Origin of the sequence: Frankia gtarii (assembly GCF_025403375.1) — a bacterium.
Taxonomy (GTDB): domain Bacteria; phylum Actinomycetota; class Actinomycetes; order Frankiales; family Frankiaceae; genus Frankia; species Frankia gtarii.
This window is the reverse complement of the sequence record NZ_JAMPTM010000122.1, coordinates 1-18,518: the sequence shown is the minus strand read 5'-3', so window position 1 is coordinate 18,518 and position 18,518 is coordinate 1. Positions and strand designations below refer to the sequence as shown.

Annotated in this window: 17 protein-coding genes and 1 riboswitch; of the genes, 13 read left to right on the top strand and 4 right to left on the bottom strand. The window is 72.1% G+C overall.

Annotated elements, in window-relative coordinates; translation table 11 throughout:
• Positions 1 to 124 precede the first annotated feature (124 nt).
• Positions 125 to 739 (top strand): TMEM175 family protein, encoded by a 615-nt coding sequence (locus tag NBZ83_RS18000; RefSeq protein ID WP_261567860.1) that lies wholly within the window; start codon positions 125 to 127, stop codon positions 737 to 739.
• Here the strand turns inward: NBZ83_RS18000 and NBZ83_RS17995 are convergent.
• Positions 658 to 1,179, bottom strand: a complete 522-nt coding sequence (locus NBZ83_RS17995) for a winged helix-turn-helix transcriptional regulator (RefSeq protein WP_261567862.1) — start codon at positions 1,177 to 1,179, stop codon at positions 658 to 660. The two genes, NBZ83_RS18000 and NBZ83_RS17995, sit on opposite strands and share 82 nt — an antisense overlap.
• 61 nt (positions 1,180 to 1,240) lie before the next feature.
• On the opposite strand from NBZ83_RS17995, the gene NBZ83_RS17990 reads away from it, so the two are divergent.
• The 8 genes from NBZ83_RS17990 (at position 1,241) to NBZ83_RS17955 (ending at position 7,637) form a co-directional block, all read left to right on the top strand.
• Complete coding sequence (locus NBZ83_RS17990; protein WP_261567864.1) at positions 1,241 to 2,005, top strand: NAD(P)-dependent oxidoreductase; 765 nt, start codon at positions 1,241 to 1,243, stop codon at positions 2,003 to 2,005.
• Between the two features lie 664 nt (positions 2,006 to 2,669).
• Positions 2,670 to 3,023, top strand: a complete 354-nt coding sequence (locus NBZ83_RS17985; protein WP_261567865.1) for a hypothetical protein — start codon at positions 2,670 to 2,672, stop codon at positions 3,021 to 3,023.
• Positions 3,024 to 3,849: 826 nt separating this feature from the next.
• Positions 3,850 to 5,274, top strand: coding sequence for an acyltransferase family protein (locus NBZ83_RS17980; RefSeq protein ID WP_261575445.1), 1,425 nt, complete (start codon positions 3,850 to 3,852; stop codon positions 5,272 to 5,274).
• Between the two features lie 75 nt (positions 5,275 to 5,349).
• Positions 5,350 to 5,595 carry an AbrB/MazE/SpoVT family DNA-binding domain-containing protein gene (locus NBZ83_RS17975; protein WP_261567869.1) on the top strand — a complete coding sequence of 82 codons (246 nt, stop codon included), beginning with the start codon at positions 5,350 to 5,352 and terminating at the stop codon, positions 5,593 to 5,595.
• Positions 5,592 to 5,999 (top strand): type II toxin-antitoxin system VapC family toxin, encoded by a 408-nt coding sequence (locus tag NBZ83_RS17970; RefSeq protein WP_261567870.1) that lies wholly within the window; start codon positions 5,592 to 5,594, stop codon positions 5,997 to 5,999. Before NBZ83_RS17975 ends, NBZ83_RS17970 begins: the two co-directional genes overlap by 4 nt.
• 210 nt (positions 6,000 to 6,209) lie before the next feature.
• Positions 6,210 to 6,389: a ribbon-helix-helix domain-containing protein gene (locus tag NBZ83_RS17965; RefSeq protein WP_261567872.1), complete on the top strand. Its 180-nt coding sequence runs from the start codon at positions 6,210 to 6,212 to the stop codon at positions 6,387 to 6,389.
• Complete coding sequence (locus tag NBZ83_RS17960; RefSeq protein WP_261567873.1) at positions 6,379 to 6,744, top strand: VOC family protein; 366 nt, start codon at positions 6,379 to 6,381, stop codon at positions 6,742 to 6,744. Before NBZ83_RS17965 ends, NBZ83_RS17960 begins: the two co-directional genes overlap by 11 nt.
• 35 nt (positions 6,745 to 6,779) lie before the next feature.
• A complete protein-coding gene (locus NBZ83_RS17955; RefSeq protein WP_261575444.1) occupies positions 6,780 to 7,637 on the top strand; it encodes a class I SAM-dependent methyltransferase in 858 nt (285 codons plus the stop codon).
• A gap of 171 nt (positions 7,638 to 7,808) precedes the next feature.
• Here NBZ83_RS17955 and NBZ83_RS17950 read toward each other — a convergent pair whose 3' ends face one another.
• Positions 7,809 to 9,590, bottom strand: coding sequence for a 2-isopropylmalate synthase (locus NBZ83_RS17950; RefSeq protein ID WP_308203806.1), 1,782 nt, complete (start codon positions 9,588 to 9,590; stop codon positions 7,809 to 7,811).
• Positions 9,591 to 9,869: 279 nt separating this feature from the next.
• Between NBZ83_RS17950 and NBZ83_RS17945 the strand changes: the two genes are divergently transcribed.
• The gene (locus tag NBZ83_RS17945; protein ID WP_261567878.1) at positions 9,870 to 10,568 is read left to right on the top strand and encodes a FadR/GntR family transcriptional regulator; all 699 of its coding nucleotides are present in this window, start codon (positions 9,870 to 9,872) and stop codon (positions 10,566 to 10,568) included.
• A gap of 57 nt (positions 10,569 to 10,625) precedes the next feature.
• Positions 10,626 to 10,801: riboswitch (cobalamin riboswitch) on the top strand.
• A 107-nt stretch (positions 10,802 to 10,908) separates the two neighbouring features.
• Positions 10,909 to 11,583, top strand: coding sequence for a 5,6-dimethylbenzimidazole synthase (gene bluB, locus NBZ83_RS17940; protein WP_261567904.1), 675 nt, complete (start codon positions 10,909 to 10,911; stop codon positions 11,581 to 11,583).
• On the opposite strand, the gene NBZ83_RS17935 is transcribed toward bluB, so the two are convergent.
• Positions 11,553 to 12,155, bottom strand: coding sequence for a TetR/AcrR family transcriptional regulator (locus NBZ83_RS17935; RefSeq protein ID WP_261567880.1), 603 nt, complete (start codon positions 12,153 to 12,155; stop codon positions 11,553 to 11,555). The two genes, bluB and NBZ83_RS17935, sit on opposite strands and share 31 nt — an antisense overlap.
• A 114-nt stretch (positions 12,156 to 12,269) precedes the next feature.
• Here NBZ83_RS17935 and NBZ83_RS17930 point away from each other — a divergent pair, with 114 nt between their 5' ends.
• Both NBZ83_RS17930 and NBZ83_RS17925 read left to right on the top strand, forming a co-directional pair.
• Positions 12,270 to 13,178, top strand: a complete 909-nt coding sequence (locus NBZ83_RS17930) for a TIGR03564 family F420-dependent LLM class oxidoreductase (protein WP_261567882.1) — start codon at positions 12,270 to 12,272, stop codon at positions 13,176 to 13,178.
• Positions 13,179 to 14,044: 866 nt separating this feature from the next.
• On the top strand, positions 14,045 to 16,246 hold the full coding sequence (locus tag NBZ83_RS17925; protein WP_261575442.1) for a serine/threonine-protein kinase: 2,202 nt from the start codon (positions 14,045 to 14,047) through the stop codon (positions 16,244 to 16,246).
• Between the two features lie 315 nt (positions 16,247 to 16,561).
• Here the strand turns inward: NBZ83_RS17925 and NBZ83_RS17920 are convergent, their stop codons facing one another.
• Positions 16,562 to 18,376 carry a serine/threonine-protein kinase gene (locus tag NBZ83_RS17920; RefSeq protein WP_438803319.1) on the bottom strand — a complete coding sequence of 605 codons (1,815 nt, stop codon included), beginning with the start codon at positions 18,374 to 18,376 and terminating at the stop codon, positions 16,562 to 16,564.
• Positions 18,377 to 18,518 lie beyond the last annotated feature (142 nt).

Sequence of the window (18,518 nt, the reverse complement as noted above, 5' to 3'; positions counted from 1 at the left end):
CCACCGCCACCACCGCCGCAGCTCCTGGTCGGGGGAGATGCTCTCATAGCGGTATGTGGACAGGTGTAACGAGTGCGGCTGCGCGCACGACGACGGTCGGTCGCGGCGCTGAGGGGGCAGCCCGGTGAGGACCAGTCGCCTGGAGGCGTTCAGCGACGGTGTGCTGGCCATCATCATCACGATCATGGTTCTCGAGCTGAAGGTCCCCGAGGGGCACACGTTCGCGGACCTGCGGCACACCACCGGAAAGAGCCTGCTCAGCTATCTGCTGAGCTTCGTGTACGTCGGGATCTACTGGAACAACCACCATCACATGTTCCAGCTGGCCCGCCGGGTGACCGGTGGCGTTCTCTGGGCGAACCTCGGCCTGCTGTTCTGCCTGTCGCTGTTCCCGTTCACGACCACCTGGACGGATGAGACGGACTACGCGCGCTTCCCGGTCGTCCTCTACGGGGTGAACCTGCTGGCCGCGGCCTGTGCCTACGTCGTGCTCCAGTGGGTGGTCATCCGGGCGCACGGACCCGACTCCCAGCTCAGGCAGGCCGTCGGATGGGATCTCAAGGGCAGGATCTCGCCGCTGTTCTATCTCGCCGGAATACTGTCCGCGCAGTTCATCGACACCCACGGCAAGATCGGCGTCATCATCGGAATCGCCTGCTACACCGTCGTCGCGCTGATCTGGATCGTCCCTGATCGCCGTATCGGCCGCGCCGTCCGCGAGTTCGGCTCCCCGGACTGACCCGCGGCAGGTGCGGATGATGGCCGACCATCGGGCCTTTCCGCGGCGAGCGCGACGGTCTCGTGACCGTGGAGAAGCACGTCGTCATGCCGGCGGCGGGCCGACAGGAGGTCGTCGAGATTGTCCCGGGCCCAGCTGCGGGTCGCTTCGACCAGTTGCAGCAACGTCCGACCGAGGGCGGTCAGGCGGTATTCCACCCGGGGCGGGTTCTCGTCGAAGGCGTTTCTGCTCAGCAGGCCGTCTCGCTCCATCGCGCGAAGGGTGTCGGTCAGGACCTTCGCGCTCACCGAGCCGAGCAGCTGCCTGAGCTCGGTGAACCGCCGTGGTCGGGCCTCGAGGCACAGGACGACCATCGCGGTCCACTTGTCGCCGATCTGGATTGGGAAGGCGCTCATCGGGCAGGCCGGGTCGAAGGTCGGGGCGTCGGCCGTCTTCTCCACTCCGCCAACGGTAGCCGGTCACGTTGCGGTAACCGGCCTACCGCCCCCTACCTTGGCCACCATGACAGGAACACAGCCCTTCGGGGTGGTATCCCAACCGGGTGCACCGGCGCGGGTCGCCGTGCTCGGTGCCGGTGGTCGCGCGGGACGCGCCGTCAGCCAGGAGTTCGTCAGCCGGGGACATCGAGTGACCGGCGTGGTGCGTGACGCCCGTCGGCACCGGTCATTGGGAGATCTTGGTGTCGAGGTGGCCGAGGCGGATGCCACCCGTGGCACCGACCTCGGCGACGTTCTGCGTGACGCCGACGTCATCGTGGTCGCGGTGACGCCCTTTTCGGCGCCGCCGCCCTCGTTCGACGGCTTTGACGAGGCATTCTACGAACATATTGTTGCCGGTGTCGTCGGCGCCGCGCGGAAGTCGCCGGCCACCCGGCTGATCACGATCGGGTTGTTCGCCACGCTGACCACGACCGCCGGGCGAACAGTCATGGACGACTCCGCGGTCTTTCCCCCGTGGCTGTTGCCGTTCGCGCGGGCGCACGCCCGTGAACTGCCCGCGTTGCGCCGCCGCGCGTCCGAACTCGACTGGTTGGTCGTCACCCCACCGGCCGGGTTGCAGGCCAATGGTGCGGCCGACGCGGCGGGCTATGTTCTCGTCGAACCGCCGCTCGACCGCCGCCTTGTCGAGGGCGTGCTCGGCTATGACGAGCTCGCGCGGGCCATAGCGGACCAGGCCGAAACCCCGACTTTGCACCAGACCCAGGTGGCTGTGCTGCCCACGCCGGAGGCGACCGCGGAGGAACGACAGTCGGAATCGGGCGCCTGACCGCCGAGGGCCCGGACGTAGCGGGCGATGACGTCGACGGTCGAGACCTCGCCGCGTTCGACGCGGGGTTCACCATCCCGGACTCCGTTCTCCCCTTCGTTCCCCAGCGGGCCAGGAAGGACGACGCCGGGGCCTGAATCCGCCGCCGCCGCGGCGTGTACGGCCATGAACCGCAGCCCCATCAACCTCCTCGGATGGTCACAGCTGACGCGGTGGCCTCGCTCGACGTCGACCTGACCGCGGAGGAGACCGCGCGGCTGGAGGAGCCGTACACCCCGAGGTACGACTTCCAGGGCATCTCCGACCCGGCCGTCCTGGCGGGACGACCGTCACACCCGACCGTGGCCTCATTGGTCAGGTACGTGTGCTGTGAGCCTGCTAACGGCACCCTTCTCGACCTGGCACAAAGTCGAGGGATTCGCAAACTATCGGCCTGACGACAGGCTTTCTGGAGATGGGATCGGCCGGCCCGTGGGTAGCGTCCTTCTCGACACACCCGTAACGTCCAACTGGGAGACGGAAAAGCTCGTGGGTGTGCGATGGGAATTCCCGGAAATACGCGCGGGGTCGGCCAGGGGAAAACGGACGGGTTGTCGACTGATGTCCGGAGAGTATGGGGCGGGCCGGCTGTCGGTCCGTCCCGCGCGAAGGGGAGCCATAAATAATGCCAGCTAAGAAGATCGGCCTCGCCTTCACGACCATCGCCGCCGCCACGGGACTTGTGTTCGGCGGTGCGACGATGGCAAGCGCAAGCACGGGGTTGTCCGTCGGCGTCCAGTCGGGGGCGGGCGGGAATGGTGCGAGTGGGCTGGCCACGTCGGTGAACACGTCGCTGTCGGCGGGTGAGCTGGCGAAGGTGACCGCGGCGATCAACGCCAAGGATTCGCTGGTCGTGGTCACCAGCGTGCGCAAGAACTCCGACGGGTCCTATCTCGTGGTCGGAACCAGGCTTGGCGTCACGGTGAAGTACATCGTCAGCGCGGACCTGAAGACCACCACGCAGATCGCCGCCAGGTAACCCCGGGCCGTACCGGGGCCCGCGCCCGGGCCCCGGTACGGCATCCGAGGGCTGGCGAGCGGACGGGGTCTCCCCCCGGGGTTGGGTGCCTGTGGGTTATACGGTAGTCGAGCACGAGGAAAGGGACGCCGAAGAGAAAGAATGAGTGTTCGGCGCATAGCTCACCCTCTTCCCGGTGGACGTCGAGCTCCTCGGCGAAACCATGGACCGCCAGGGCGGTGAGGCTGTCGTCCGTCGGATCGCGGTAGGCGAGGTAGCGGGAAGCCGACACTGACGTATCCCCGGTCGCGGTGCCGGTAGGTGGTGTAAATGCCGACGTAGATGGGCTCGTCGGGATCGGCGAAGGAGTGGATCCAGCCGCGGACCGCCACCGTCTCGGTTCCCGGCGGGGTGATGGTGTCGATGCGGCTGCGGATGCCGCGCTGGGTTTCACGCTGGTTCATGGGCACGCTCGCCTGCCCTGGCGGGCGCGCCAGCGCGTATCGATACAGCAGGTAGCCGGGACGCACCCACAGCCGCCCCCCGGGGGCGCGATGTCGAGAGTGAACCGGGTGGTGTGCTCGTAAAAGCGGCCCGAGCCGCACCTTCTGAGGCCTGAGCCCAAGCAGTCCGCCGACGCCTCCGGTCGCCGCGGGACTCGGTTGGGCGGCGACAGCTAGACCCACGCCCGCGGGGAATGACTTCGTTGCGTAGCGCTGCAGATGCCCACGGTCAGGCTCGTGATCGCGGCCGCCGGATCCGCCTGACAGTAAACGCCCAGGTTGGCGGGATAGAAGGGGGAAACAGCCAGGAGATGGGCAGTCCGACAGCTCTGAGAGGAGCGTGAATGGCTGACCACGGACACGACTCGGAACGTGGACCGCGCCGCGTCACCGCGTTGGCGCACAGTCGCCCGGCAGCGACGGACCGACGGACGGGCACCCTGCTGGCCGACCCGTCGCGGCTGCCCGGCCAGCCGCAGCCGAAGGTCCAGCCGCCCGGTCCGGCCAGGCCAACCGGCCCGACCGCCCGCCAGGAACGGGCTGTTCGGGCAGCCGGGGCTCCGCAGCGGGGTGGCGACAGGCGCGGTGGCCGCAACCCCGCGTTGGACGGCGTCCGGGCACTCGCGGTGCTCTGCGTGCTCGTCTTCCACATGGACCTGCTGCCCGGCGGCTACCTGGGTGTCGACGTGTTCTTCGTGCTCAGCGGCTTCCTGATCACTGGACAGCTGCTCGCCGAACGGGATCGGACCGGGGGGGTGTCCCTCACGCGGTTCTACCTCCGGCGGGCCTACCGGCTGCTGCCCGCGTTCTGGTTGCTGGCCCTCGCCGGCTTCACGGCGGTCGTGCTGCTGGGGATCGGCACGGCCGGCGAGCGGACCGAGTTCCTCGACAGCCTGGCCGCCTCGGCGCTGTATCTGAACAACTACTTCCAGGTGGTGCGGCAGAGCACGGGGGCCGGCTGGCTGGGGCACACCTGGTCGCTGTCGTTGGAGGAGCAGTTCTACCTGCTGTGGCCGCTGGTGCTGGTGGCCCTGTGCAGCCGGCCGTGGCTGGCCCGCCGGCTGCCCGTTGTCCTGCTGGGCGGGGTGGCGGGCGTCGTGCTGTGGCGCAACGTGCTGGTCACGTCCGGGGCTCCGGGGACGCGGACGTACTTCGCCCTGGACACCCGTGCCGACGCGCTGCTGGTCGGCTGCGCACTCGCCGCCTGGCTGCGGGCGGCGCGACACGGAGCGGCCGGCGAGGGCGGGGTGGCCGGCGAGGGCAGGGTGGCGCTGCGCTGGCGGCGCCGGCTCGACCGCGTCATGGCCGTCCTGCCGGTGGCCGGTCCGGCAGCGCTCGCGCTGCTGGCGGTGGCGACGATGACCGCGCCGAGCGGCTGGGGCGAGCGGTCGGCCCTGCTGTCCCGCGGCGGTTACACCGTGATCGCGCTACTCGCCGGAGCCCTCATCCTCACCCTGGAGCAGGCAGCGACGACGAGCTGGTTGTTCCGGGCCCTCGCCGCCCGCCCGCTGGCCTGGCTCGGCCAGGTCTCCTACGGTTTCTACCTCTGGCACTTCCCCGTGGTCGCGCACTGGGGCAACGGCCTGACCGGCGCGCTCGGCCGGTGGCCGGCGGTCGTGGCTGTCGGCGTCATCTCGGTGGCCCTGGCGGCCGCGTCGTACTACCTGCTCGAACGGCCCATCCAGCGCCGCCGCCCCGCCGAGTCCCGGCCCCGGTCCCGGTCCCGGTCCCGGTCCCGGCCGCCCCAACGGAACATGACGGTGACGTGACGAGGACGCCTCCTCGCCCGGATCCACCGTGCGGAATCCGGCGACGGCCGGGGCGGTCGATGGTAAATTTCTGGCATGCGAACTGCCATTGACGCCGCGGGGCGCGTCGTCATCCCCAAGGCGCTGCGTGACGCTCTGGGGCTCAGGGCAGGCCAGCCGCTGGAGATCGCCGAGCGGGACGGGCGGCTTGAGATCGTTCCGGCGTCGACCCCGATGACGTTGGTGGACGAGGGCGACGGTGTGGTCGCCGTTGCCGAGGCGGACATGCCGGTGCTGAGCGCCGACCTGGTGCGCACCACGCTGGAGCGAACCCGGCGATGAAGGTCGTCGACACCAGTGTGGTCGTGGCCTGTTTCGCCAGTTGGCACGAGCATCATGCGGTCGCGCGCAAGGCCATGGCATGCCGGCCGCGCCTCGCCGCGCATGCGGCGGTCGAGTCCTACTCGGTCCTGACCCGCCTGCCGCCCCCGCACCGGGCGCAGCCGTCGATCGTGCACACGTTTCTCACCGAGCGGTTCATCGAGCCGTTTCTCACCCTGTCGGAGGCGGGCTATCAGAAGCTCCTGGCCACGCTGGCGGCCAACCAGATCCCGGGCGGCCCGGCCTACGACGCCCTGATCGCCTTCACCGCGGCGGAACATCAGGCGACCCTGATGAGTCTCGACCAGCGCGCCGCCGCAACCTACGAAGCCATCGGCGTCCCCGTGGAGCAGCTCGCTCCCTGACGGCCTGCGTTGGTATCGGCGCGCCGGCCCAGCACCTCCGCGCAACACACACGGTCCCGCGAAGGTCGGTTGGCGCCGGTCCCGGCCATGGAGCGGTCGGCAGACGCCGGAGGTTAATCACGGTTCGCGGGCCTTGGCCTCAGGAGACGGCGAGTAGGCGTGGGGGCGGCTGTTGTTGCCGAGTCGGTTATAGCTTGCTAGCATGCTCGCATGGCGGCTGGTCGTGACGTGAGGCAGTTCAATGTCTACCTGCCGCCTGATCTGATCCGAGCAGTGAAGCATCACGCGGTCGACACCGAGCAGTCGCTGTCGGCAATCGTTGAGGCGGCGTTGGCCGAGTACCTCGAGCGCGTCGCCCGATCCCGAGGGGAGCGCCCGCATGGCGACTGAGGGAATCGAGGGATTCCACGTCGCGACCCGCAACTACGGTGCGACGGCGGCGTTCTGGTCGTCGCTGGGTTTCGCGAACGTGTTCGAGACCGATCACGGGTCCGGTCAGTGGGTCCATCCGGCCGGCGGCCCGTACATCCTCATCGTCGAGCGGCATGAGGGTGAGCTGACGACATACCCCATCCTGCGGGTCGCGGACTCCACCGCCTTCGCGCCGGACCGGGAACCCGACTTCGCCCAGCCGTTCACTGCCCGGCACTGGGGGGTGGTCGAGGCGCTCGTGCGGGATCCCGACGGCCGGACGGTCAGCCTCGAGGCTCCGCTGCCGGACGGGGTGGCCGCGTCCGACGCGTAGCCGCGACTCGTCGAATCGAAAGGACTGGGTGCAACATGACGGACGAGTGGACGTCGCAGGCCGATGCCACAGCGGTGCGGGTCGCGCTGTGGCGGGCCATGCATGCCGAGATCGACCCGCCGCCGCATGTGCTCGACGACCGGATCGGCCTGCGGCTGGCGGACCCGGACGTCGGCTGGCAGCACCGTCCTGACATGGATCCGCAGGCCACCAGCAGGGTCCGGGCCACCGTCGTGGCGAGGGCCCGGTTCGTCGAGGATCTCGTCGTGGCGCGGGCCGGCCTCGGGGTCGGCCAGTACGTCCTGCTCGGCGCCGGGCTGGACACCTTCGCTCAGCGTCAGCCGCAGATCGCCGCGGACCTGCGGGTGTTCGAGGTCGACCAGCCCGGCCCGCAGGCATGGAAGCGGCGGCGGCTGGGTGAGCTCGGATATGGCCCGCCGACGTGGCTGCGGCTCGTGCCGATCGACTTCGAGACGGGCCGGTCCTGGTGGGAGGGGCTGGTCGCAGCCGGCTTCGACGCTGAGCGGCCGGCGGTCGTGGCCGCCAACGGCCTGTCGATGTACCTCACCCGCAGCGTGAACGCGGACCTACTGCGCCAGGCCGCGGCCCTCGCCCCCGGCTCCACCCTGGTCATGACCTTCCAGCTGCCGCTGGAGCTCGTCGACGCGGACGAACGCCCATCCCGTCAGGCGACGGAGCGGGCCGCCCGGACGGGCGGGTCACCCTTCGTCAGCTTCTTCGCACCATCCGAACTGGTGGCGTTGGCTCTCGACGCCGGCTTCCGGGACGCCCGGCATGTCTCGGCGGGCGACCTCGCGGCGCGCTACTTCGCCGGCCGGGCCGACGGTCTTCGTCCGTCCAGCGCGGAGCATCTGCTGGTGGCGACCACCTGAGCCGGCGCGGGAGCGGGAAGGCGCGGGGCTGCGTGCGCTGCACGACGCGCTCCCCGTCGCCAGCTGCCCGTTCTCCTGGTCGGTGGCGGACCGGCTGGCCACGGCGGCGATGGCGACCACGCCGGCGGCGCGGCACCTCGTCGGCGACCTTGACCCGCGGTGGAAGGGAGGCTATCGCGGGAGTCGGTTGACCGCGGCGAGGACGGCGTGGACCGAGGCGGCGAGCACGGAGCTGTCCTGCCCCACGCCCCAGTAGTCGGCGTCCCGGTGGCGGACCTGAACGTAGGCCGTGGCGTGGCTGCTGCCGTCTCGCTCCATGGCGTGTTCGCTGTAACCGCGGATCTCGACCTCCATCCCGACCTCGGCGAGCAGTGCGGTCAACGCGGCCAGCGGGCCGTTGCCCCGGCCCCGGACGTGGTGCTCGCGGCCGGCGAGCGACAGTTCGGCGGTGAACTCGTGCTCGCCGGGGGTGATCTCGACGGTCCGCCACGCCGCCACGGCGAGCGGCCCGTCGTGGAGCGGGGCGAGGTAGCGGGCGTGGAACATCTCCCACAGCTCCTTGGGGGTCAGCTCCTGGCCGTCGCGGTCCGCGACGACCTGGGCGGCCCGGGAGAAGTCGGCCGCGAGCCCCTTCGGCAGCTCCAGCCCGTGGTGCAGGTTCAGCAGGTGCGCGATGCCGCCCTTGCCGGACTGGCTGTTCACCCGGATCAGCGCCTCGTAGCTGCGGCCGACGTCCGCCGGGTCGATCGGCAGGTAGGGCACGTCCCACGGTGCACGGCCCGCCGGCACCCCCTGCTGTGCCGCGCTGGCCGCGTGGTGCGCCAGGCCCTTGCTGATCGCGTCCTGGTGCGTGCCGGAGAACGCGGTGTAGGCCAGCTCGCCGCCGTAGGGGTGGCGCGGGTGGACCGGCATCCGGTTGCAGTGTTCGACCGTGTCGCGCACGGCGTCGATGTCCGAGAAGTCGATCATTGGGTTGACGCCCTGGGAGTACAGGTTCAGGGCGAGGGTGACCAGGTCGACGTTGCCGGTGCGCTCGCCGTTGCCGAACAGGCAGCCCTCGATCCGCTGCGCCCCGGCGAGCATCGCCAGCTCCGCGCACGCGACCCCGGTGCCCCGGTCGTTGTGCGGGTGGACGGACAGGATCACCGAGTCGCGTCGGTCCAGGTGGCGGTCCATGTACTCGATCTGGTCGGCGTAGACGTTCGGGGTGGCGATCTCGACTGTGGCCGGCAGGTTGTGGGTCACCGGCCGGTCGGGGCAGGCGTCCCACAGTGCGGTGGCGCTGTTGCAGATCTCCAGCGCGAAGTCGGGCTCGGTGGCGTTGAAGACCTCCGGGGAGAACTGGAAGCGGACGTCCGGGCAGCGGGCGGACTCGGCGAGGCGAGCCATGTGGCCGCCGACGTCGTGCACCAGCGCCAGCAGGTCCGCCCGGTCGTGTCCGAGGACGACCTCACGCCACAGCGGGGCCGTGGCGACGTAGAGGTGCACCACGATGCGGGCGATCCCATCGCCGCCGGGCATCCCCGCGATCGACTCGAAGGTCCGCTCGACGAGCTCGCGCCGCGCCGGGGTGAACACCACCACGGTTACCTCCGGCGGCACGGCGTCGTCGGTGACCAGGTGCCGGACGAAATCGAAGTCGGTCTGGCTGGCCGACGGGTAGCCGATCTCGATCTCCTTGAACCCCATCGCGACGAGCAGGTCGAACATCGCCCGCTTGCGGGGGGTGTCCATCGGCTCGCGTAGCGCCTGGTTGCCGTCGCGCAGGTCCACGGGTACCCACAGTGGTGCCGACTCGATACGTCGGGTCGGCCATGACCGGCCGGAGGCGGCGATCCTCGGCAGCTCCACGCGCTCGTGGGCGCCCCGGTAGCGCTGGTGCGGCATTGCGCTGGGGCGCTGCGGGTTCCAGCGGGGAGCATCCGCCGGCACGGGGCCGTGCGGCCTGATCACGGTGGGAAAGCCGGTTGGGCCGGCGCTGGTGGTCGGCTCATGACTCCTCGCCGGAGGAGTGACGCATGTTCTCAGGTTGTCAGACATGTTGTGGCAGCGCCTTCCAGGGCTCAGGACTCGGTCGAAAGGGGCCGACCAGCGGCAGGAACTCGCCGCGGCGGGGTGCGGGTCGTGGTCAGGCCCCACCGCGGCGGGGAAGGAGCAGCCGTCCGCCCACCGTCACGCGACGTACCATACTCCGCAGATCCATCTGCTTGCCTGACAACCGGAGGAGTGACCGTGCCGCTCGGCGTGCTGCGTCCGACGCCACTGGTGGAGCAGGCGACCCACCGCCTGCGCGCACAGATCGCCGGCGGCGAGTGGCCGGTGGGAACCCGGCTGCCGGGGGAGACCACGCTGGCGGCGACGCTGGGGGTGGGCCGCTCGACGGTGCGCGAGGCGCTGCGGGCACTGGCCGGCGCCGGGCTGGTTCAGTCGAGGCAGGGGGCCGGCGTGTTCGTCATCGCGGCCGAGTCGCCGCAGGACTGGCGGGACACGCTGCGCCGCGCCGCCGTCGGCGATGTCTACGAGGTCCGGATGCTCGTGGAGGTGCAGGCGGTGCGGCTGGCCGCGAGCCGACGCACCGACGCCGACGTGGCCGCCCTGCGCGCGGCGCTCGCCGGCCGCCGCACCGCCGCGGCCGGCGGGGACGACGTCGACTTCGTCGACGCCGACGTCGCCCTGCACGTGGCCGTCGTCGCGGCGGCGCACAATCCGGTGCTCGACGGCCTGTTCGCCGAGTTCGTGCCCGTGCTGCGCCGGGGCCTCGTGGAGCTGGTGGACCTGCTCGGGTTGCGGGCCGCCGACCCCAACCACGGCGACGCCGCGCACGCCGCCCTCGTCGACGCCGTGGCCGCCGGGGATGGCGAGCGCGCCGGCGACATCCTGCGGGCCGAACTGGACGAGACCCTCACCCGGCTTCGAGCACCGGCGGCCTGACAGGGGGTAATGCCCAAAATGTTCTTTTTCGGCTGATAGTGTCCGCGGCGGCAACGTTTGCGGGGTGCCTCGGGCGACCGGGGAGAATCGGGAAGCCGGTGCGAGTCCGGCACGGGCCCGCCGCGGTAACCGGGAAGCCGCCGTCCACGCGCGTCGCGCAGCCACTGGGCCTGCGGGCCTGGGAAGGCGGACGGCCTGGCGTTGATCCGGGAGTCCGAAGACCGGCCCCGCCTCGACGCCGCCCGCCTCTGCGCGGTCGGCCGGACAGCGGGAGCCTGCCTTGCCCAGCCATCACGACACCGGCACCACCCCCCGATCGGAGCATGCAACCGCGAACCCGATGGCCCGGTCGGGCCCCGAGGCCCTGTACGACGCGATCCACCGTCGGCGCGACGTGCGCGGCCAGTTCACCGGGGCGCCGATCCCCGCCGACGTCCTCGGGCGCGTTCTCGCCGCCGCCCACGCCGCGCCGAGCGTCGGGCTCAGTCAGCCCTGGGACTTCATCCGCGTCACCGACGACCGGACCCGTCGCGCCTTCCACGCGCACGTGCAGCACGAACGGGCGGTGTTCGCCGCGACGCTGGCGGGTGAGCGCGCCGAGCGTTTCGACAGGATCCGGATCGACGGCATCCTGGCGGCGTCGACGTCACTGGTCGTCACCTATGACCCGGCGCGGGGGGCGCCGGCGGTCCTCGGCCGGCACGCCATCGCCGACGCGGGTCTGTACTCGGTGTGCCTGGCCATCGAGAACCTGTGGCTCGCCGCGACCGCCGAGGGGCTGGGGGTCGGCTGGGTCTCGTTCTACCGGGAGCCGTTCGTCCGCGAGCTGCTCGGTATCCCCGCCGGGATCCGCCCGGTCGCCTGGCTGTGCGTCGGCCCCGTGACCCACCTGGAGACCACACCTGACCTGGAACGACACGGCTGGGCACGGCGTCGTCCCCTCGCCGAGGTCGTCCACGCCGAACGCTGGCGCGGTCGCGACGATCAGCCGCCGATCGGCTCTCGCCGCGGGTGAGGCCGCGGCACGGGTGAGACCGCGGGCGGGGTGTCGGCTGGGGGGCGGGACCTGGCCCGCAGGCCGTCGAGTAGGACCGTCGTGAGCGGGTCGTCGGGGCGGGCGCCGGGACGGCAGACCGCCGTGTTGAGCAGTCCGACGACCTGCTCGCCGGTGAGGTCGGCTCGCAGCGACCCCTCGCGCTGGGCGTCCTCGACCATTGCCTGGAACATCGTGTTCAGCTCCTCGGCCAGGGCGGCGACCACGGGGTCGACCTGCGCCCCGTCGGCCAGCGACTTGATCAGGGCGAGGGGCAGGCCGGCGCACTTCTCCACCATCCGGACCAGTGCCTGCCAGCGCGGCGCGGAGGAGGCCAGCTCGGCCCGGCCCGCGGCGAGCAGCGTGCGCAGCGCGTCGGCGGCGACGGAGTCCAGCAGCGCCTGACGGTCGAGGAAGTGGCGGTAGAGGGTGCCCACGCCGAGACCGGCGGCGCGGGCGATCTCCTCCATGGAGACGGCCGCCCCATGACGGGCCAGCAGATCGAGTGCGGTGGTCGCGATGAGCTCGCGATTGCGCTGCGCGTCGGCTCGCACGGCCGGCTCCCTCCCCCCACCGCTCTTCGGCCTTCCGGGCAAACGGAGCCAGATATTCAACTTAGTGTAGCGTTCCAACCTGAACCGGAAGGGCCGGTTCAGGTTGGAGTGATCATGAAGATCGGGCTTTACCTCGGCGGCGGCGGTCCGAGCCCGCAAGTCCTGATCGATCAGGTCCAGAGTGCGGCCCGCATGGGGCTCGACAGCGCGTTCATCGGCCAGCTGACGTCGTGGGACGCACTCACCGTCGGGGCGCTCGCCGCAGCCGCGGTTCCCGGGATCGAGCTGGGAACCGCGGTTGTCCAGACCTACCCCCGCCACCCGCTGGCGTTGGCCGGCCAGGCGCTCACAGTGCAGGCCGTAGCGACGTCGGGCTTCACGCTGGGCATCGGACCGAGCCATCCACAGTTCATCGAGGGGCAGTTCGGTTACCGCTACGACCGCCCGGCCCGCCACATCCGGGAGTATCTGAGCGCGCTGCTCCCGCTGCTACGCGGCGAGGCGGTCGACGTCCACGGGGAGACCGTCACCGCGGTGGGCCGGCTCGACGTCCCGGCGGCCACCCCACCGTCCGTGCTCCTGTCCGCGTTGGGACCGGTGATGCTGAAGATCGCCGGAGAACTGACCGACGGCACGGTGACGGTGTGGACGGGCCCGCAGACCGTCGGCGACCACATCGTGCCGGCGATCACCCGGGCGGCGGCGGCCGCGGGCCGACCGGCGCCGCGAGTCGTGTCCGGAGTGATCGTCTGCGTCACCGCCGATCCGGACCGGGCCCGCGCCGAGGTGGCGGCGCAGGTGGGCTTCGCCTCCGACCTGCCCGCCTACCGCGCCATCCTGGATCGCCAGGGCCTCGCCGGTGTGCACGAGACGGTCATCGCCGGCACGGCGGAGGTCGTCGAACGGGCCCTACGCCGCTACGCCGACGCCGGCGCGACCGAACTGATCGTGGGCCCGATCGGCGACCCGCAGGAGCAGGCGCGCACTCTCGACGTTGTCGCGGCCCTGCGCTCGGCCGGCTGAGCGCCCGCACCGCCTGCCTCGCCTGCCTCGCCTGCCTCGCCTGCCTCGCCCGCCCTCGCCCGCTCGGGCCACCTCCGGGTGCCCACGGCTCGATCGTGGGCCCCCGGATCGGGCCAAAGACCGTTCGCCGGAGCGGCGCGGGGCGTGGCAGCCGCCACCGCCGACGCGCTCGGGGCTGTCCTGGCCGGTGCATGCTCGGGGTCACCCGTCGAGGTCCGGCGGGTGGCTGGCGTCGGCGTGTCCGGCGCCTCCCTCGCCAACCCGGACAGGGACATCGCGCTAGTCAATGCAGGGTGTTCGTCAACGTCGGGATGGCCACGGTCGCGTTGGCCGGCTGCTCACGGTCCTCGGACGTCGCCCGGGGCGGGGCGGCGCCGGTCGGCCCGGCGATCGGGCGCGTGGCCTCGTACCCCGAGTGCCCTGTTTCCCCCGGTGATGAAAACCATATCTGCCCAGTTCCTCCTGCTCTCCAACGTCCGGCATTCTGACCAGGGACATCGCACACAGGAACCGCGGGTACCAGCTTCGGCCCGCGGGCACGCCTTTACCGGGAATGAAGGCGGTCCGCCGATGCCGGCGCGGAGAGGACGACGTGTGCGTAGAACATGGGGTAACCCTTTCGGGCAGTGGATCGGGGCACGAATACCGCGCCGAAATGACGGACGCACCGCCGTCCGCCGTTCACCGGCCGTGGCAACTCCGAGATCCGCGGAATGCGTGGGTCCGGCGTGATCGCGGCTGCACGGCCAGCCGCCGACTGCGCCGTCCTCGGCGCGGCCGCTGCTACGAGACGGGACCGGGCGGTGCGCCGCGGGGAATACTCGCAGTTCCGCCTGGAACCCACAGTGAAGCGGTGATGGCGCCGAGTGGCTAGAAGGCTGGGAAGTTCCTACACTCTGGAAGACCGCATCGGTCGGGGCGGTATGGGCGAGGTGTGGCGCGGCCACGACGAGGCGGGCAATGTGCTCGCCTTCAAACTCCTGCTGCCCCATTTCACGTCGGATCCGGGGGTGGTCGCCCGATTCATGCGTGAGCGCGCGATCCTCATCCGGGTCCAGTCGCCTTATGTGGTGGCCGTTCACGACCTAGTGGCCGAACGCGGCGACCTGGCCATCGTGATGGAGTTCATCGAGGGTTCGGATCTGCGCCGGGAGTTGCATCGGCGCCGCACGATGCCGCCCGCGGAGGCGGTCAGCCTGATGATCGACATTCTCGCCGGGCTCGGGGCGGCCCATCGACTCGGCATCGTCCACCGCGATCTCAAACCCGAGAACGTGCTGCTCGACCGCGGCGAACAACGGTTCCGGCCGAAGATCTCGGACTTCGGCGTCGCCGGCCTGATGGCGTCTGCGGCGACGAGGCTGACCATTCCTGGCGGCATGCTCGGCACCCCCCTGTACATGGCCCCCGAAAGCGTCGACGGTGGCCCTGTCGGGCCGGCCGCGGACATCTACGCCGCCGGCACCATGCTGTACGAGATGCTCTGCGGCGTCGCGCCGTTCGCCGGCAGGGAGATGCTGTCGATCCTGCGGGCCCACGCCGATCTGGCGCCGGGCCGGCCCATGGGCATCCCCGACGAGCTGTGGGCCGTGGTGGTCGCGATGCTCGCCAAGAACCCGGACGAGCGCCCCGGCGTTGATCAGCTGCAGACGTTGCTGCCAAGCCTGGTGGGTCTGCCCGCACTGCCACCGCTGCGTACCCCGCCATCCTCGGCGTCCTATGCGTCCTCGATGTCCTCGATGACCTCGGCGTCCTCGATGACCTCGGCGTCCTCGATGACCTCGGCGGCGGCGACCGTGGTGGCCGCAGGCCGTCCGAGTGGCCCGGCTGGGCCATCCGGGGCAGAACCTGCTGCCTCGGCGGAATCCCACGAACCGGTGGGATGGTTCACCCCGTCCGGGCCACCCTCTCCGGGTGAGCCCGCGGTGTTGGTAGCCCCGATCGACTCGGTGGACGGGGAGTTCGACGATCCGATCACCACGCCGGTGCCGATGCACCTGCCCGGCCAGGCGATGGCGTCGGAGACGAGACCGTCCCCACTGACGGACGAGGAGTTCGATGATCCGGTGACGACACCGGCGCCGGTGTACCTGCCCGCCGGGGCAGGGTCGCCGGGATCCGGTGGGCTGGCCTCGTCCGGCTTGCCGGATCGGCGCAGTGCCGACCTGGCGAAGGCTGCCGCTCCGGCGAAGGCTGCCGTTCCGGGGAAGGCTGCCGACGCGGCGGAGGCACCCGACATGGCGACGACCCAGGTCTCGGCGCGTCCGGCCGGTGCGGTGCAGCCCGGTCGGGTGAGTGCGGGCCTGGCCGGTTCGGGGGAAGTGCCGCGGTCCAGTCCGACGGGTACGAGTCTGCCGGGCGAGAGCGCCGGGGCGCAGCCAGGGCGGATACCGTCCGATCCGGCGGGGGCCGGGGTAACCGCAGGCAGATTCGACGAGCCGGGCGACGCGACCCCGGATGCGTCCCGCCGGCGGCGGTCCCGAGCTCTGGCCGGCGGCATAGCCCTGCTGCTCGGCCTTGCCACCGCGGCTGTCGCCGCGGCGGCAATCCCCTCCGACGGCTCGGACCCGGCCCCCGCACCGTCCGCCCGGGTGACCGCCAGCACCGCCGGTGCGTCCCCGAACGCCGCCCTCACCACGCCAGGGCTGATCGGCGCCGGCGGTGGCGGCGGTAGCTGGTCCGGCTTCGCGGCGGTGCCGGGCGCGAGCGCGGGGGGCATGCCCGCCGCCCCCGGGGCTCCCGTTCCGGGCGCCCCCGTTCCCGGCGGGGCCGCGGGACCCGGCCCGACCTCGGGACCCGTAGGGTCACCGGCGCCGTCCCCGGGTGGGGCGCCGCCCAGCCCGGGTGGCACCGTCACGACGCCGCCACCGGCTCCGCCCGCGACGCGTTCACCGACCCCCGCGCCGCCGTCACCGTCGGCGGAACCTTCGTCCAGCCCGCCGGCGCCCAAACCGACGCCCAAGCCGACGCCGAAGCCGAAGCCGACAAAGACCTGCCAGGGCTCCGGCGGACGCGCAGGCAGCAAGGGGTCCTGCGGCAGCTCCCCGTCCAGTCGGCCCTCGCCCTAGGAGCTACCCACCAGCGCCCCGTGAGCCACTACGTCGAGTAGCGGACCGCGCGGTTCCTCGCGAGACCGTGGTCACCCGGATGAGATCCGGGTCGTGTGGGCCGAGAGTGCTGGAGGTTGATGACGGGCCCCCTGGCCCTTGGAACCGTCATCAACCCCCAGGATCTCTCTGCGCACACCCGAGTAGGTAAAGATGGCGGCGGTCTCGCGGCGGCCAGGACCGCGAGCCGCCGGTCATCCGGGATCCTGGCGCGGCCCCGACCGCTGCCGCGGAAGAAACACCCAGGGCTCACCCGTCTAACAGGGGCTCACCCGTCTAACAGGTAGGCGGCGGAGTCGTCGCCGTGCCTGCCGGCCCGGCTGTCGGGCAGCTCGTGGGCGACGCCGGGGCCGAGGCACTCGCCGACGGCGACGACTCGCCGCTCGGGGAGGCACCGGACGTCGGCGTCGGCCGCTCGGTCTGCGGTGAACTCGGTTCGGTGCTCGGCGAGACGGTTGCCGTGGCCTGGTCCCGCGGAGCTGTCGGGTGGGGCGGCGGCCCGCCGGACGAGGGCGCAGCGGTCGACGGCGAAGGTAGCGGCCCGTGAGCCCTGCCTGCGGGCGTCCGCCGCGGCCCGCCGGGCATCAGTGGATCGGAGCGGGTGCCCGGGGCGGTGCTGTCCAACGCCGGCACGCCCGGCGGCTCCACCTGTGGATCCGATCCGCCAGTGCCGACGAGGACTGCGATGATGCCGACCAGCAGGACGACCAACAGCGCCCCGCCGGCCAGCGGAACCGACCGCCGCCACGGCGGGGGCAACCAGCCGAAGGCGGCGTTCAGCGGGCTTGCGCCGCGGACCATCCCTCCCGCGACTCCCGCGCCGCCGCGCGGGCCGCTGGAACCTCCCGCGCCACCGCGCGGGCCGCTGGAACCTCCCGCGCCGGTGGGCTGGGCGCCGGGACCCGACGTGGCGGCCACCGCGAGGCGCCCGGCAAGCGGGCGGCGGTCGGTCGAGGGCGAGACGTCGACGAGCGGAGCCGGGCCGTCGCCGCCCGCGGTGGCATCGGACCAGCGTGGCACGGGGAAGGTGCCGATGGAGCGGTCGCTGCCCGGCGGCGGGGTGGGGCGCAGGGCCAGCGGGTGAGTCGGCTGGTCGGGCTGGTCGGGATCGAGTGCCGCACCGGCTCCCGCGGCCCCGACCGCCCCGATGGCGCGGACGTCGCCGATGGAGCGGATATCGCCGGCGGCGTCGCCGGCCTTGTCGGGGGCGGCGAGCGGCGGACGGGACTGCCAGGGGGTGAGGGCGAGCGCGGCGGCCCGGTCGGCGTCCGCGGGTGTGGCGACCCGTGGGTCGGCGACGAGTCGGCGGACGAGGTCGGCCGCGCTCGGTCGATCCTCCGGGCGGCGGGCGAGCGCGGCGCGCACCAGCGGGGCGAGCCCGTCGGGCACCCCGGCGATGTCCGGCGGGCGGTCCTGGCGCATCCGGGTCAGCACGTCGGCCTGATCCGAGTCGAACGGCGGATGGCCGGTGGCCGCATACGTCACGCAGGCGCCCCAGGCGAAGATGTCGGCCGGCGGCCCGGCCCGTTCGCCGCGCAGCTGCTCGGGGGCCATCCAGGCCAGTGTTCCGATGAGGATCCCGGTGCGGGTGTGGCTGGGCGCTCCGGTGGCTCGGGCGATGCCGAAGTCGATGACCTTCGGGCCGTCCCAGGCCAGCAGGATGTTCGACGGCTTGAGATCGCGGTGCACGACCCCGGCGGCGTGGATGGCGATCAGGGCGTCGGCGAGTCCGACGCTGAAGCCGTGCAGCAGCCGCTCCTCCATCCGCCCGTGGCGCAGCACCGCGTCCGCGAGACTGGTCCCCTCCACGTACTCGGTCGCGAGCCAGGGGGCGACGGCCTCCGGGTCGGCGTCGAGCACCGCGGCCACCGCACGGCCGTGCACGCGCCGGGCAGCGACGACCTCGCGGCGGAAGCGTTCGCGGAACTCGGGGTCGTCGGCAAACCGGGCGTCGGGCACCTTCACCGCCGCGGCCCGCCCGTCGGCATTGAACCCCAGGTAGACAGTGCCCATGCCGCCCGCGCCGATCCGGTTGTGGATGGCGAAGGGGCCGACCCGGCGCGGGTCGTCCTCGACCAGCGGTGTCAACATCGCGACGCCGCCCCGGCCGGCCGCCCCCACCGGCACCGTGTCCGCCGCCGGGTCCGGTGCCGCCACCCGGACCGCCCGACCTGCGCCGAAATGGTCACTCCCCTGATCGTCGTGGGCCCGGGCTGGCCCGCCGCCCCCGGGC